The following is a 13,925-nucleotide window of genomic DNA, read 5'->3' as shown; positions in this document are numbered from 1 at the left end:
CATCCCGGGGCGATGCGAAGCATCGAACCCGGGATCTCGAGATTCCGGGTCTGGTACGCCAGGTCCGCGCTGCGCGCAGTCCCGGCGCACCATCCCGGAATGACGGATGCACAAGCGGCAGGTCGCGATGAGCAAGAACGTGATCCGGCGCAAATCGCTCGAGCCTCGATCGCCATCGGAGGCCGACCACGACGCGCGCGATGGCGGCGTGCAGTCCGTCGACCGCGCGCTGTCGATCCTCGAAACGCTGGCCGAAGACGACGAGGGTTATCGCCTCAGCGACCTCGCCGTGCGCACCGGCCTGTCGGCCTCCACCGTCCACCGCCTGCTGGCAACGCTGGAAAACCGCCGCTTCGTGCAGTTCGACCGCGCCGAATCCAAATGGCATGTCGGCGTGCGCAGTTTTACCGTGGGCGCGAGCTTTGCCCGGCGGCGTAATTTCTCCACGCAGGCGATTCCATATCTCCGCAAGCTGCGTGATCTCACCCGCGAGACCGCCAACCTCGCCGTCGTCGACGACGAGTTCATCATCGTGCTGACCCGCATGGAGAGCCGCGAGATCATGCGCTCGCTGACCCAGGTCGGCGGCCGCGTCGCCATGGTGACGTCAGGCGTCGGCAAGGCAGTGCTCGCGACTTATTCGGACGAGGACGTCGGCGCGGTCATCCGCCATCACGGCATGCCCCGCCTGACCGAGAAGTCGATCGTGCGGCCGGGCGACCTGTTCAAGGAGCTCGAGAAGATCCGCAAGCAGGGTTTTGCGCTCGACGATGAAGAAGCCTGTATGGGCCTGCGCTGTATTGCCGCAGTGGTCTACAACGACTGCGCCGAGCCGCTCGCGGCGATTTCCGTCTCGGGCATGACCAGCCGCCTGACCGACGACAGATTGCCGGAAATCGGCCAAATCGTGCGCGAAGTCGCCGGCGAATTGACCGTCGCGCTCGGCGGGGTGATGCCGAAGTCTGGCTAACAAGCAACCGGGCCTGTCGCTGGACAGCATCGGCCGTTTTGGCTGATATGCGACCAAACGACACAATGCGGCAACCGATCAACGACGTCCGCACGAGCCCTGGAGAATGCCCCCATGTTCAAATTTCCCGCGCGCCTTGTCGGCGCAGCCGTCGCGCTGACCCTTGCAGCGGCCGCGCCCGCCTTGGCCCAGCAGCTCGAGCTCAAGCTGATGGCGCCGGCGGCCCCGGGCGGTGGCTGGGACCAGACCGCGCGCTCGATGCAGCAGGCGCTGGTCGCTTCGGGCGTCGCGCGCAGCGTGCAGGTCGTCAACGTTCCCGGCGCCGGCGGCAGCGTCGGCATCGCGCAGTTCGTCAACGGCGCCAAGGGCGACGGCAACCAGCTGATGGTCAACGGCTTCGTCATGGTGGGCGCGCTCGCCATGAACAAGTCGCCTGTCACGCTCGAGCAGGTGACGCCGATCGCGCGCCTCACCGAGGAAATCCAGGTGATCGTGGTGCCGGCGAATTCGCCGATCAAGACCGCGCAGGATCTGGCCGCCGCGGTGAAGGCCGACATCGCCAAGGTGACCTTCGCCGGCGGCTCGGCCGGCGGCGTCGACCATGTCATGGCGGCGCTGTTCGCGGGCGCCGTCGGCGCCGATGCGAAGAAGATCAACTACATCCCGTTCTCCGGCGGCGGCGAATCGCTGGCGGCGATCCTCGGCGGCAAGGTCACCGCGGGCATTTCGGGGCTGAGCGAGTATGAGGGGCAGATCAAGTCCGGCAAGCTGCGCGCGATCGGCGTGACCTCGGAGAAGCGCATCGCCGGCAGCGACATCCCGACCTTTAAGGAACAAGGCATCGACCTCGTGATCGCCAACTGGCGTTCGGTGGTCGCGCCTCCCGGCATCACGCCGGAGCAGCGCAAGACGCTGAGCGATGCGGTCGAGAAGATGGTGAAGTCGGACGCCTGGAAGGAAATCCTCAAGCAGAAGGGCTGGGAGGATGCCTATCTCGGCGGCGACGCCTTCGCCGACTTCCTGAAGAAGGAAACCGTGCGCGTCACCGACGTGCTGAAATCGGTCGGCCTGGTCAAGTCATGACCTCAGGCGATCCCGTCCTGCCGCGGCGCGTCGATCGCGCCGGCATAGTCATCGCTGTATTGCTCGCAGGTCTTGCTGCGGTGCTGGTCTGGGATGCGCGCGGGCTGCAATCCACTGCGATGTACGGGATGGGACCGGAGGCAATGCCGGTCGTGGTCGCCACCGGCCTCGCGCTGCTCGCGATCGGCAATTTCATCGACGCGCTGCGCGGCAATCTGCCGGCGCGCGAGAGCGCCGATCCCGTGCCGGTGGTTCTGATCCTGGTAGGCCTTGCGCTCCTCATTGCCATCATCGGCTTCGGCGGCGGCTTCATCCTGGCGACGTCGGCGCTGTTCGTGACGACGTCGGCGGCGTTTGGGCGCCGTGCCATCGTCGTCGACAGCATCATCGCCCTCGTGATGTCGACCCTCATCTATCTCGCGTTCGACCGGCTGTTGACGCTGAGCCTTCCGACCGGCCCGCTGGAGCGACTGCTGTGATGGACACCTTTGCGGCGCTGGCCCACGGCATGGCGGTCGCCGTCCAGCCGATGAACCTGCTCTATGCGCTGATCGGCGTGTTCCTCGGCACGGCCGTCGGCGTGCTGCCCGGCATCGGCCCGGCCCTGACGGTCGCGCTGCTGCTGCCGGTGACCTACAAGCTCGACCCCGGCGGCTCGCTGATCATGTTCGCCGGCATCTACTACGGCGGCATGTATGGCGGATCGACCACCGCGATCCTGATCAACACGCCCGGCGAGAGCGCCTCGATGGCGACCGCGCTCGAAGGCAACAAGATGGCCAAGGCCGGCCGCGGCGGGCCGGCGCTTGCGACATCCGCGATCGGCTCCTTCGTCGCCGGCACCATCGCTACCATCGGGCTGGCGTTCCTTGCGCCGTGGCTGGTCGATTTCGCCGTTCGCTTCGGTCCCGAGGACTACTTCGCGCTGATGTGCGTCGCCTTCGTCACGGTGTCGGCGACCTTCGGCGATTCTCCGATCCGCGGCCTGACCAGCCTGTTCATCGGCCTGACGCTGGGCCTCGTCGGCATCGACAAGCTGACGGGGCAGGCGCGGCTTGCGTTCGGTGTTCCTGAATTGCTCGACGGCGTCGAGGTGACCACGCTTGCGGTCGGCCTGTTCGCAGTGGGCGAGGCGCTCTACGTCGCATCGCGCCGCCACCACACCGAGGAGAAGCTCGAGCCGGTGCGCGGCTCGTTGTGGATGACCAAGGAAGACTGGAAGCGCTCGTGGAAGCCGTGGCTGCGGGGAACCATGTTCGGCTTCCCGATCGGCGCGCTGCCCGCGGGCGGCGCGGAGATCCCGACCTTCCTGTCCTATTCCACCGAGAAGCGACTCACAAAACATCCGGAAGAATTCGGCAAAGGCGCGATCGAAGGCGTCGCGGGACCGGAGGCCGCCAACAACGCCTCCGCCGCCGGCACGCTGGTGCCGCTGCTGACGCTGGGATTGCCGACCTCGGCGACGGCCGCGATGATGCTGGCGGGGTTCCAGCAGTACGGCCTTAATCCGGGGCCGCTGCTGTTTGCCGAGCGGCCTGACCTCGTGTGGGGCCTGATCGCCAGTCTCTTCATCGCCAATTGCATGTTGCTGGTGCTCAATCTGCCGCTGGTCGGCCTGTGGGTGCGGCTGCTCGCGATCCCGCAGCCCTGGCTCTATGCCGGCATCCTCGTGTTCGCGACCATGGGCACCATCGCCGCAAAGCCCTCGGTCGTCGAATTGTCGATGCTGGCCGGCTTCGGCGTGCTCGGTTTCCTGATGCGCCGGTTCGACTTTCCGATCGCGCCCGTCGTCGTCGGCCTGATCCTCGGTCCGATCGCCGAGAGCCAGCTGCGCAGAGCGCTCGCAATCAGTCTCGGCGATCCCATAACGCTGCTCCAGAGCCCGATCTCGGCGACGCTGCTCGGCATCGCGCTGGTTGCGCTGCTGGCCCCGTTCGTGCTGAAGGGGATGGGGCGCTTCAAGGCGAACGAGGACTAGCCGTCCCGGCGCGCGCGTCCTCTAATGCTGCGTCCAGCCCGTTGAGGAAACGCCATGCCGTCGGAACTTCGCTCGCCCCGTCTCGCCGTTCTGATCGATGCCGACAACGCCTCTGCGAAGATTGCGGATGGCCTGTTCGAGGAGATTGCCAAGATTGGCGAAGCCAGCGTCCGCCGCATCTACGGCGACTTCTCCAATGCACGGTCCAGGGGCTGGGCCGACATCCTGTCCAAACACGCCATCATCCCGCAGCAGCAATTCGCCTATACGACGGGAAAGAATGCTTCCGACATAACCCTGGTCATCGACGCCATGGACCTGCTCCACAGCGGCCGGTTCGACGGCTTTTGCCTGGTCTCGTCCGACAGCGATTTTACCCGTCTGGCCGCCCGCATCCGTGAGCAGGGCGTCGATGTGTTCGGGTTCGGCGAGCAGAAGACGCCGGAAAGCTTCAGGCAGGCCTGCCGAAGGTTCGTCTACACCGAGAACCTGGTCTCCGTCCCGGCGACCACCCAGGATGCCGCCTCAAGATCGACGTCGCTTCAGCCGCCCGATGCCGCCACGCCCATCATCAAGAAGGTCATCACCCAGATGGAGAGCGAGGACGGCTGGGTCGCGCTCGGTGAAGTCGGCCGGCAGCTCGCCAATCTGGCCTCGGATTTCGATCCGAGAACGTTCGGGTTCCGCAAGCTGAGCGACCTCGTGCGCAAGACGAATTCGTTCGAGATCGACGAGCCAAAGGGCCGGTCGATGCGAATTCGGGTCAAGCCCGCCGCCGCCGCACCGCCGAGAAGGCGGAACCCGCGCAGGCCTGCAAGGGTGGGGACGACGGGCAGTTCGGCGCCCAAGGCGTAAGCAGGGCCTGCCGTTATATTTGCGCTTGCCCGCTATAGCGCAGGGCGTAACCATCGCTGGGCCGTAACGCCACGCGAGGGTCCGATGACCAGACTTACCCGCTTCGCCGTCGCACCGCTGCATTCGATGACCCGGCGTCTGGCCGATGTCGCCTCCGCCCGCGTCGCACCGGATCTCGTGGTCACGGGGGCGCGGCTGCTTTCGACCTATTCGGAGCGCATCCATCCCGGTCGGGAGGTCTGGATCACCGGCGGCCGCGTCGCAGCGGTGAAGCCGGCCGGGGCGGCGAAGAAGGTCTGGGGCGGAGTGCCGCTTTACGACGCCGCCGGCGGCCTCATCGCGCCGGGGCTGGTCGATCCGCACATCCACATCGAATCCTCCATGGTGACGGCCTGCGCCTATGCCGAGGCTGCGCTCCTCAACGGCACCACCACGATCTTCTGCGACAGCCACGAGATCGGCAACGTCATGGATGTCGCCGGTGTCGAGGCGATGCTCGAGGACGCGCGCGAGGCGCCGCTCTCGATCTTTTTGACGGTGCCGAGCACGGTGCCGGCCACGTCGGCGGAACTGGAGACCGCGGGCGGCGATCTCACGCCGGACAAGATCGCCGGCCTGTTCGACCGCTGGCCCGAAGCGGTCGCGCTCGGCGAGAAGATGGATTTCGTGCCTGTCACGATGGGTGACGAGCGTAGCCATGCCATCCTTGCCGCTGCCTTGAAGCGGGGACGGCCGGTGTCCGGACACGTTTACGGCCGCGAATTCGTCGCAGCCTATGCGGCGAGCGGCGTCACCGACACCCATGAGGCGATCGATCGCGACATCGCCGACGATCTGCTCGACGCCGGCGTCTGGGTGTTCCTGCGCGGCGGTCCGCCGACCACGCCCTGGCACTCGCTGCCGCAGGCGATCCGCACCATCACCGAGCTCGGCGCGTCGCACAAACGTACGGCCGTGTGCACCGACGACCGTGATGCCGACGATCTTCTGCTGTTCGGTCTCGACTGGGTGGTGCGCGAGGCCGTAAAGGCCGGCATGTCGCCCGAACAGGCCTGGTCGATGGGCTCGCTGCATGGCGCCACACGCTTCGGCATGGAGGGCGATATTGGCGGGCTCGGCGGCGGCCGCCGCGCGGATCTCGTACTGATGGACGATCAGCTCAAGCCGCAATGCACCTGGTATGGCGGCGAGCTGGTGGTCGAGCATGGCAAGATCACGCCGCGGCTCGATCAGGCGCTGTCGCAACGCTATCAATATCCGAAGGCGGCCTATGCGACCGTCAAGCTTCCGGAGGAGGTCAAGCTGACGCCGGAGCTGCCGGCGAAGGCGTGTACCGTCAATGCCATCAAGACCGCGCTGCCGGGCATTACGCTGATCCATGAGAAGCTCGCGATCGAGCCGGCCAAGGATTGGCCGTCGCTGTTTGAGCGCTACGGCCTGTGCTTCGTCACGGTGGTCGAGCGCCACGGCAAGTCGGCCGGCAATGTCGCTTACGGCCTGCTGAAGGATTTCGGCCTGAAGCGCGGGGCGGTCGCCTCCAGCGTCGGGCACGACAGCCATAACATCATCGTCGCCGGCACCAACGAGGGCGACATGCAGGCGGCGATATCGGCCATCAAGGCGGAGCAGGGCGGCGTTTGCGTCGTCGCCGACGGCAAGGTGAGGGCGATGGTCCCGCTGCCAATCGCCGGCCTGCTCTCCGACAAACGGGTCACCGAGGTCGCCGAAGCGGTCAAGGTGCTGAAGAAGGAATGGGCGGAAGCCGGCTGCACCATCCCCTACATGGGCTTCAATTTGATTCCGCTATCGGTCATTCCGGAAATTCGCATCACAGACAAGGGCCTCGTGCTGGTGCCGCAGATGGAGCTGGCGCCACTGTTCGAGTAGCGGCTTTCACGCCTATGTCGATCTAACCGCTTGAGACCGCCGCAGTTTTTCCGCGGTTGCCGCATCGTGGAAAATAAAATCGATCTCGTTGAGATCGCATCTTGCACGCCTGATGATCGCACTCGCTGACGCAACTCAAGCGAGGTCCGATATGGCGAAGATGCGAGCCGTCGATGCTGCCGTGCGAATTCTGGAGAAAGAGGGCATCTCGACTGCCTTCGGCGTTCCCGGGGCCGCGATCAATCCGCTGTACTCGGCGCTGAAGAAGCGCGGGTCGATCCGCCACATTCTCGCGCGCCATGTCGAGGGCGCCTCGCATATGGCCGAGGGCTATACGCGGGCGAAGGCCGGCAATATCGGCGTCTGCATCGGCACGTCGGGGCCGGCCGGCACCGACATGATCACCGGGCTCTATTCGGCGATCGCCGATTCCATTCCGATCCTCTGCATCACCGGTCAGGCGCCGCGCGCGCGGCTCTACAAGGAAGACTTCCAGGCCGTCGATATCGAGTCGATCGCAAAGCCCGTGACCAAATGGGCTGTGACCGTGCGCGAGCCGGCGCTGGTGCCGCGTGTGTTCAGCCAGGCCTTTCACATCATGCGCTCGGGCCGGCCGGGTTCGGTGCTGATCGACATGCCGCTCGACGTGCAGCTGGCCGAGATCGAGTTCGACGACGAGACCTATGAGCCGCTGTCGGTCTACAAGCCCACCGCGACGCGCAAGCAGGTCGAGAAGGCGCTGGAGATGCTCAATGCCGCCGAGCGGCCGCTGATCGTCGCCGGTGGCGGTATCATCAACGCCGACGCCTCGGACCTGCTGGTGGAATTCGCCGAGATTGCCAACGTGCCGGTCGTGCCAACGCTGATGGGGTGGGGCGCGATCCCCGACGACCACGTGCTGATGGCCGGCATGGTCGGCCTTCAGACCAGCCACCGCTATGGCAATGCGACCATGCTGGAATCCGACTTCGTGCTCGGCATCGGCAACCGCTGGGCCAACCGTCACACCGGCTCGGTCGAGACCTACACCAAGGGCCGCACCTTCGTGCATGTCGACATCGAGCCGACCCAGATCGGGCGCGTGTTCAATCCCGATCTCGGCATCGTCTCGGACGCCAAGGCCGCGCTCGAGCTCTTCGTCACCGTCGCCAGGGAGTGGCGGCGGTCAGGCAGGTTGCGCGAGCGCCAGGCGTGGCCCGCGGCCTGCCGCGATCGCAAGAAGACGATGCTGCGCAAGAGCCATTTCGACAACGTCCCGATCAAGCCGCAGCGCGTCTATGAAGAGATGAACAAGGCGTTCGGCCGCGACACCACCTATGTCACCGTGATCGGCTTGTCGCAGATCGCCGGCGCGCAGTTCCTGGGCGTCTACAAGCCGCGCAACTGGATCAATGCCGGGCAAGCCGGCCCGCTCGGCTGGACGCTGCCTGCCGCGCTCGGAGTGCGTGCGGCATGCCCGGATCGCGAGATCGTCGCGCTATCCGGCGATTACGACTTCCAGTTCCTGATCGAGGAGCTCGCGGTCGGCGCGCAGTTCAATCTGCCCTACATCCACGTCGTCGTGAACAATTCCTATCTCGGCCTGATCCGCCAGGCCCAGCGCGGCTTCGATATGGATTACCACGTCCAGCTCTCCTTCGAGAACGTCAACGCACCGGAGCTCGGTGGCTACGGCGTCGACCATGTCGCGGTCGCCGAAGGCCTGGGCTGCAAGGCGATCCGCGTCACCGATCCCAAGGATACGCAGGCCGCGTTTGCGACCGCGCGTGAATTGATGGCGAAGCACCGCGTGCCCGTCGTGGTCGAGTTCATTCTCGAACGCGTCACCAACATCGCGATGGGCACGGAGATCGACAACATCGTCGAGTTCGAGGAGGTGCTGGATCTGCCGCTCGACGAGGTCTCGACCGCGCGGCCGGGCGTGCTGCAGCCGGCGGAATAGGGGGAACAGCATCATGCCGAAATTTGCCGCCAACCTCACCATGCTCTTCAACGAGATGCCGTTTCCCGACCGCTTCGCCGCGGCGAAAGCAGCGGGGTTCTCCGGGGTCGAGTATCTCTTCCCCTACGATTTCGACAAGGCGCTGCTGCGCGAGCAGCTCGAGGCTCACGGGCTGACGCAGGTGCTGCACAATCTTCCAGCGGGCAATTGGGCGGCGGGCGAGCGCGGCATCGCGATCCTGCCCGATCGCGTCAGTGAATTTCGCGACGGTGTGTTCCGTGCCATCGACTACGCCAAGGCGCTCGATTGCGAGCAGCTCAATTGCCTCGTCGGCATCGCGCCTGCCGACGCCGACCCGCGCGAGCTCAACGAAACGCTGGTTGGCAACCTTCGCTTTGCCGCCTCGACGCTGGCGCGCGAGAACATCAAGCTCCTGGTCGAGCCGATCAACACGCTCGACATTCCCGGCTTCTTTCTCAACGGCACCGAGCAGGCGGTGCAGCTGATCTCCGAGGTGCGGTCGAACAATTTGTTCGTCCAGTACGACATCTATCATATGCAGATCATGGAGGGCGATCTCGCCCGCACCATGCAGGAATATCTGCCGCAGATCGCGCACATCCAACTCGCCGACAATCCGGGCCGCCATGAGCCCGGCACCGGCGAGATCAACTACCCCTTCCTGTTCCGCCACCTCGACGCGATCGGCTATCGCGGCTGGATCGGCTGCGAATACAAGCCGCGCACCACGACGCTGGAAGGCCTGTCCTGGCACGCCGCGCAGACATTTGAGACCTGAGGAAACGTAGACATGATCGACATCGGCTTCATCGGACTTGGCACCATGGGACGGCCGATGGCCGGCCACCTTCTGGCCGCGGGCCATCGCGTGCTGCTCCACGACGTTGCGCCCGTGTCGTCCGAGCTGATCGCGGCGGGCGGCATCGCCTGCAAGTCGGCCAAGGAGGTCGCGGAGGAGGCGGATGCGGTCATCATCATGGTGCCCGACACCCCGCATGTGGAGGCGGTGCTGTTCGGTAAGGACGGTGTCGCGAGCGGCATTTCCAAAGGCAAGATCGTCGTCGACATGAGCTCGATCTCGCCGCTGGCGACCAAGGAGTTTGCGAAGAAGATCGAGGCGCTGGGGGCGGACTATCTCGACGCGCCGGTGTCGGGCGGCGAGGTCGGGGCAAAGGCCGCGACCCTCACCATCATGGTCGGCGGCCCGGAGCGGGCCTTTGGCACCATGAAGCCGATCTTCGACAAGATGGGCAAGAACGTCACGCATGTCGGCGCCAATGGCGATGGCCAGACGACGAAGGTGGCCAACCAGATCATCGTCGCGCTGACGATCGAGGCGGTGAGCGAAGCGCTGCTGTTCGCATCGAAAGCCGGTGCAAACCCTGCGCTGGTACGCAAGGCGCTGATGGGCGGCTTTGCCTCGTCACGGATTCTCGAAGTGCACGGCGAGCGTATGGTGAAGCGCAATTTCGAGCCCGGTTTCCGCATCGAGCTGCACCAGAAGGATCTCAACCTCGCGTTGGAAGGTGCGCGCGCGCTCGGCCTGTCGCTGCCGAGCACGGCGGTGGCGCAGCAATTGTTCTCGTCCTGCGCGGCGCATGGCGGCAAGGCCTGGGATCATTCCGCGATGGTGCGCGCACTGGAACTGATGGCGGGCCACGAGATCGCCACGACCTGAACTGTTACCCGGTAACAGTCTCCAGATTTGACGTGCCTTTCATCATGGGGGAACCGGAACAATGCTCCGGTCCCGCGGTTGACGGCGCATCAACAAACACTGGAGAGTGTGGACATGAAGACCCGTCTTGCGATTTCGCTGGCTGCCGTGTCGCTGCTGGCGTCGAGTGCAGCCTTTGCCCAGTCAACGACCGAACAGGGCGCCAGGGACGGCGCGCGCGCCGGTGGCGACATCGGCGGGCCGATCGGCGCGATGGTCGGCGGCACTGTCGGTGCGGCCGTCGGCGCGGGCCTCGAAATTCCGAATGCCGTGCTCGGCGGAATCCCGCGCGACGACTCCGTCGTGATCCACGAGCGCGTCGTCGTCGGCGAGCCGCTGCCCCCGACCGTGGTGCTGCGCCCCGTGCCGAACTACACCGAGTATCGCTATGCGGTCGTGAACGACCGCCGCGTCATCGTCGAACCGCGCACGCGCCGCGTCGTCAAGATCATCGACTGATCGGTCAGAGCGTGAAGGCTTTGAAGAGCCGGGCCCTGCGGAGCGTCACTCCGCGGGGCCCTAGTTCGTCAGGGCCGAACTGGCGCGGAAGCGCGCCATGATCCAATCGGCGACGGCGGCGAGCGCAAAGCCGATGCAGGCGGTGCCGGCATCGACCAAAAAATCTTCCAGCCGCGCATGTCGTCCCGGTGCCCAGAACTGCATCAGCTCGAGCGCGCTGATCAGGACCACCGCGACGGCGGCGACGGCCCAGCGGCGATTCCGGTAGGCGAGGCCGAAGGCCAGTCCCACCAAGATGAAGGCGAGGGCGTGCTCGCCGTCCTGGCCGAGATCGGAATGGGGCCGCAGGCCGGGCGGGCCGAGGGTTGCGAAAGTGACGGCGGCCGCGAGCAGCCAGGCAAAAAATCGAACAAAAATAGGCATCCGGTGCCGATAGCACGGATTGGCAACGGCCTGTTACGGGGCGGGGATCAGATCGCCGTGTAGTTAATGACGAAACGTTAAAGTGGCTCGCGCACGCCCAGGCCGTGCATGAAGCGTTCCCGGATCTGGACGGGATCCCTGCGGGTGGTGCCGACGCCCGGCTTGTCGTCGATGCGGACCGCGATCAGGCTCGGCTCGGAGGCGGACATGGCCCCGTCGACCAGCCGCTCGAAATCCTCCTCGTCCGCGGCCCAGGCGCTGTTGGTAAGTCCCGAGCCTGTGGCGATCGCGACGATGTCGGCGACGCCAGCGGCCGGTGTCGGCTGCGCACCGGTGATCTGGTAGATGCCGTTGTCCATCACGATCATGATGAGATTCTTCGGCTTCAACGCCGCAATCGTCGCGAGCGCGCCGAGCTGCATCAGCAGCGAGCCGTCGCCTTCGAGCGCGAAGACGCGGCGATCGGGCTGGGCCAGCGCGACGCCCAATGCAATCGGGAAAGCCAGCCCCATGCTGCCGAGCATGTAGAAGTTCTGCGGGCGATGGCCGGCGGCCCAGAGATCGAAATTGGTGTTGCCGATGCCGCCGATCACCGCTTCCTCGTGCTTGAGCTTGGCGATCAGGCGCGAGGTGACATCGAAGCGGTTCATGACCTTGGTGTTGCGATTGTCCGAATCTGTGCTCATTCTTGCCGGCCTCACTTGTCGAAAACCTTGCCGCCGGTGAGCAGCGGGTTGAGGATCAGCGCCACCGGCGCCTGCGTGGTGACGGCCTGCTTGATCGAGCGGTCGGCGATGAATTCGAGCTCGTCGAGCCGGGTGATGGTGTGGTGCTCCAGCGCGAGTGAATCCAGCACCGGGCGCATGGTCCGGCAGACCAGCGACTGCCCGTAATTGAACTCGCCAAGCGTGCCGCGCTCGGAGACGAACATGATCAGCGGGATCTGGTAGGGCACCGCGAGCGAGGCCAGCACGTTGGCGAGCGTGGCGAAGCCGGAGGTCTGCATCAGCACCGCGCCGCGACGCCCGCCCATCCAGGCGCCGGAGACGATGCCGACGGCCTCCTCCTCGCGGGCGGTGGCAAAGGTGGTGAAGAAGGGGTCGGCGTGCAGATTCTTGATCAGCGGCGTCAGCACGCGGTCGGGCACGTAAGGGATCAGGCTGATCTCGTTCCGCTTCAGGGTCTGCAGGACGATGCCGTGCCAGCTCCTGTCGCTGGCGCCTTGTGCCGCCTGGGGCGAGGTCTGCTGTTCCGCAAGCGCCATTACGTTCTCCCTTGAGCCGCGCATGCTTCTTGGTTCTGGCCGTCGCGGCGGTCTGCCGAACTTGACGCAGGCAGCGGGATTGTCAACATGTCCGGGCCGGCACCGTGATCTGCGCCAGACGGCCTGCCGTGGCCGGCACCGCCATGTCATAAGCGGCGATAATGCAAAAACGGGAGGGACGCATGGACGGAGCGCGGGGAGCGCTGGCCTTGCGGGTCTCCTTGAGAGAGCCGGAAGGGTCCTGATGTCCGTCAATAGCAAGCGCGTCTTCTACGTCAAATACCTGGCCAATCCGATCTATATCGACATCCTGAAGGCGCGGTCCGACGTCCGGCTCGATCGCATCGAGAACGAAAGCCCCGAAGATTTCTACGCCCCGATCCTGAACGCGGCGCATGTTTACCAGATCGGCGCCGCCCGCGACGAACTTGCCCCGCATTTCCATGTCGATGCCGCCTTCCTGAAGCGCACGCCGAACCTGTTGCTGGTCTCCAGCAATGGCGCGGGCTTCGACCCCGTCGACGTCGAGGCCTGCACCGATGCGGGCGTGCTGGTCGTCAACCAGTCCGGCGGCAACGCGCATTCCGTCGCCGAGCATGCGCTGGCGATGATGCTGACGCTGTCCAAGCGCATCATCCAGTCCGACCGCAAGCTCCGCAGGGAGGCCAACGTCAACCGCAACGAGCTCGTCGGCAACGAGGTCGAGCACAAGACCGTCGGCATCATCGGCCTCGGCAATGTCGGCCGCCGTATTGGCGCGCTGTGCAAGGGCCTGCTCGGCATGAAGGTGCTGGCTTACGATCCGTACCTGACGGCTGAGGTGATGGCCGAGCGGGGCGGCGAGAAGGTGGAGCTCGACGAGTTGCTGCGCCGCGCCGATTTTGTCTCGATCTCCTGTCCGCTCGACAAGAAAAGCCGCAACATGATCAGCACGCGCGAATTCGCGCTGATGCAGCCGCACGCCTATTTCATCACCACGGCGCGCGGCTTCATTCACGACGAGGATGCGCTGCTCCAGGCGCTCCGCGACAAGCGCATCGCCGGCGCCGGCCTCGACGTCTGGTCGAAGGAGCCGCCGCCGCCCGAGCATCCGCTGCTCCAGTTCGACAACGTGCTGGCGAGCCCGCACACCGCGGGCGTGACGATCGAGGCGCGCCAGAACATGGGCCGCATCGCCGCCGAGCAGGTGCTGGACACGCTCGACGGCGAACGCCCGCCGCGCATCATCAACCCCGAAGTCTGGCCGGTTTATGCGGAGCGCTTCAAGCAGGCGTTCGGTGTGACGCCGGGGTAGGGCGCGGACTCATTAAAGCCAAAGCGGACATC

The 13,925-nt window shown here is 65.6% G+C and carries 14 protein-coding genes; 11 read left to right on the top strand and 3 right to left on the bottom strand.

Annotated elements, in window-relative coordinates:
* Positions 1-127: 127 nt before the first annotated feature.
* The 10 genes from BJ6T_RS31735 to BJ6T_RS31690 all read left to right on the top strand — a co-directional run bounded on the left by BJ6T_RS31735 (position 128) and on the right by BJ6T_RS31690 (position 10,912).
* Positions 128-970, top strand: a complete 843-nt coding sequence (locus tag BJ6T_RS31735) for an IclR family transcriptional regulator (protein ID WP_028155576.1) — start codon at positions 128-130, stop codon at positions 968-970.
* A 114-nt stretch (positions 971-1,084) separates the two neighbouring features.
* Positions 1,085-2,053 carry a Bug family tripartite tricarboxylate transporter substrate binding protein gene (locus BJ6T_RS31730; RefSeq protein ID WP_014496655.1) on the top strand — a complete coding sequence of 323 codons (969 nt, stop codon included), beginning with the start codon at positions 1,085-1,087 and terminating at the stop codon, positions 2,051-2,053.
* A complete protein-coding gene (locus BJ6T_RS31725) occupies positions 2,050-2,532 on the top strand; it encodes a tripartite tricarboxylate transporter TctB family protein (RefSeq protein WP_014496654.1) in 483 nt (160 codons plus the stop codon). The genes BJ6T_RS31730 and BJ6T_RS31725 overlap by 4 nt, the downstream gene beginning before the upstream one ends.
* Positions 2,532-4,031 (top strand): tripartite tricarboxylate transporter permease, encoded by a 1,500-nt coding sequence (locus BJ6T_RS31720; protein WP_014496653.1) that lies wholly within the window; start codon positions 2,532-2,534, stop codon positions 4,029-4,031. Before BJ6T_RS31725 ends, BJ6T_RS31720 begins: the two co-directional genes overlap by 1 nt.
* Before the next feature lie 54 nt (positions 4,032-4,085).
* Complete coding sequence (locus BJ6T_RS31715) at positions 4,086-4,886, top strand: NYN domain-containing protein (protein WP_014496652.1); 801 nt, start codon at positions 4,086-4,088, stop codon at positions 4,884-4,886.
* 84 nt (positions 4,887-4,970) lie between these two features.
* Complete coding sequence (locus tag BJ6T_RS31710; protein ID WP_014496651.1) at positions 4,971-6,773, top strand: adenine deaminase C-terminal domain-containing protein; 1,803 nt, start codon at positions 4,971-4,973, stop codon at positions 6,771-6,773.
* 151 nt (positions 6,774-6,924) lie between these two features.
* Positions 6,925-8,715, top strand: a complete 1,791-nt coding sequence (gene gcl, locus BJ6T_RS31705; RefSeq protein WP_014496650.1) for a glyoxylate carboligase — start codon at positions 6,925-6,927, stop codon at positions 8,713-8,715.
* Between the two features lie 13 nt (positions 8,716-8,728).
* Complete coding sequence (gene hyi, locus BJ6T_RS31700; RefSeq protein WP_014496649.1) at positions 8,729-9,514, top strand: hydroxypyruvate isomerase; 786 nt, start codon at positions 8,729-8,731, stop codon at positions 9,512-9,514.
* Between the two features lie 12 nt (positions 9,515-9,526).
* The gene (locus tag BJ6T_RS31695; RefSeq protein WP_014496648.1) at positions 9,527-10,414 is read left to right on the top strand and encodes a 2-hydroxy-3-oxopropionate reductase; all 888 of its coding nucleotides are present in this window, start codon (positions 9,527-9,529) and stop codon (positions 10,412-10,414) included.
* A gap of 114 nt (positions 10,415-10,528) precedes the next feature.
* Positions 10,529-10,912 (top strand): DUF1236 domain-containing protein, encoded by a 384-nt coding sequence (locus tag BJ6T_RS31690; RefSeq protein ID WP_014496647.1) that lies wholly within the window; start codon positions 10,529-10,531, stop codon positions 10,910-10,912.
* A 60-nt stretch (positions 10,913-10,972) separates the two neighbouring features.
* Here BJ6T_RS31690 and BJ6T_RS31685 read toward each other — a convergent pair whose 3' ends face one another.
* The 3 genes from BJ6T_RS31685 to BJ6T_RS31675 form a co-directional block, all read right to left on the bottom strand.
* Positions 10,973-11,335: a VanZ family protein gene (locus BJ6T_RS31685; RefSeq protein WP_014496646.1), complete on the bottom strand. Its 363-nt coding sequence runs from the start codon at positions 11,333-11,335 to the stop codon at positions 10,973-10,975.
* Positions 11,336-11,412: 77 nt separating this feature from the next.
* Entirely contained in the window at positions 11,413-12,021 is a 609-nt protein-coding gene (locus BJ6T_RS31680) for a thiamine pyrophosphate-dependent enzyme (RefSeq protein WP_014496645.1), read from the bottom strand.
* A gap of 11 nt (positions 12,022-12,032) precedes the next feature.
* Complete coding sequence (locus BJ6T_RS31675) at positions 12,033-12,599, bottom strand: thiamine pyrophosphate-binding protein (RefSeq protein WP_014496644.1); 567 nt, start codon at positions 12,597-12,599, stop codon at positions 12,033-12,035.
* 244 nt (positions 12,600-12,843) lie between these two features.
* On the opposite strand from BJ6T_RS31675, the gene BJ6T_RS31670 reads away from it, so the two are divergent.
* Entirely contained in the window at positions 12,844-13,893 is a 1,050-nt protein-coding gene (locus tag BJ6T_RS31670) for a hydroxyacid dehydrogenase (RefSeq protein WP_014496643.1), read from the top strand.
* Positions 13,894-13,925 lie beyond the last annotated feature (32 nt).

It is taken from the genome of Bradyrhizobium japonicum USDA 6, from assembly GCF_000284375.1.
GTDB lineage: Bacteria > Pseudomonadota > Alphaproteobacteria > Rhizobiales > Xanthobacteraceae > Bradyrhizobium > Bradyrhizobium japonicum.
This window is presented reverse-complemented; position numbering and strand designations above follow the sequence as displayed.

Coding starts and splice junctions, on each gene's coding strand:
- BJ6T_RS31715 (WP_014496652.1), top strand. CDS start 4,086: ATGCCGTCGGAACTTCGCTCGCCCCGTCTCGCCGTTCTGATCGATGCC.
- gcl (WP_014496650.1), top strand. CDS start 6,925: ATGGCGAAGATGCGAGCCGTCGATGCTGCCGTGCGAATTCTGGAGAAA.
- BJ6T_RS31725 (WP_014496654.1), top strand. CDS start 2,050: ATGACCTCAGGCGATCCCGTCCTGCCGCGGCGCGTCGATCGCGCCGGC.
- BJ6T_RS31710 (WP_014496651.1), top strand. CDS start 4,971: ATGACCAGACTTACCCGCTTCGCCGTCGCACCGCTGCATTCGATGACC.
- BJ6T_RS31680 (WP_014496645.1), bottom strand. CDS start 12,021: ATGAGCACAGATTCGGACAATCGCAACACCAAGGTCATGAACCGCTTC.
- BJ6T_RS31735 (WP_028155576.1), top strand. CDS start 128: ATGAGCAAGAACGTGATCCGGCGCAAATCGCTCGAGCCTCGATCGCCA.
- BJ6T_RS31695 (WP_014496648.1), top strand. CDS start 9,527: ATGATCGACATCGGCTTCATCGGACTTGGCACCATGGGACGGCCGATG.
- BJ6T_RS31685 (WP_014496646.1), bottom strand. CDS start 11,335: ATGCCTATTTTTGTTCGATTTTTTGCCTGGCTGCTCGCGGCCGCCGTC.
- BJ6T_RS31730 (WP_014496655.1), top strand. CDS start 1,085: ATGTTCAAATTTCCCGCGCGCCTTGTCGGCGCAGCCGTCGCGCTGACC.
- BJ6T_RS31670 (WP_014496643.1), top strand. CDS start 12,844: ATGTCCGTCAATAGCAAGCGCGTCTTCTACGTCAAATACCTGGCCAAT.
- BJ6T_RS31675 (WP_014496644.1), bottom strand. CDS start 12,599: ATGGCGCTTGCGGAACAGCAGACCTCGCCCCAGGCGGCACAAGGCGCC.
- BJ6T_RS31690 (WP_014496647.1), top strand. CDS start 10,529: ATGAAGACCCGTCTTGCGATTTCGCTGGCTGCCGTGTCGCTGCTGGCG.
- BJ6T_RS31720 (WP_014496653.1), top strand. CDS start 2,532: ATGGACACCTTTGCGGCGCTGGCCCACGGCATGGCGGTCGCCGTCCAG.
- hyi (WP_014496649.1), top strand. CDS start 8,729: ATGCCGAAATTTGCCGCCAACCTCACCATGCTCTTCAACGAGATGCCG.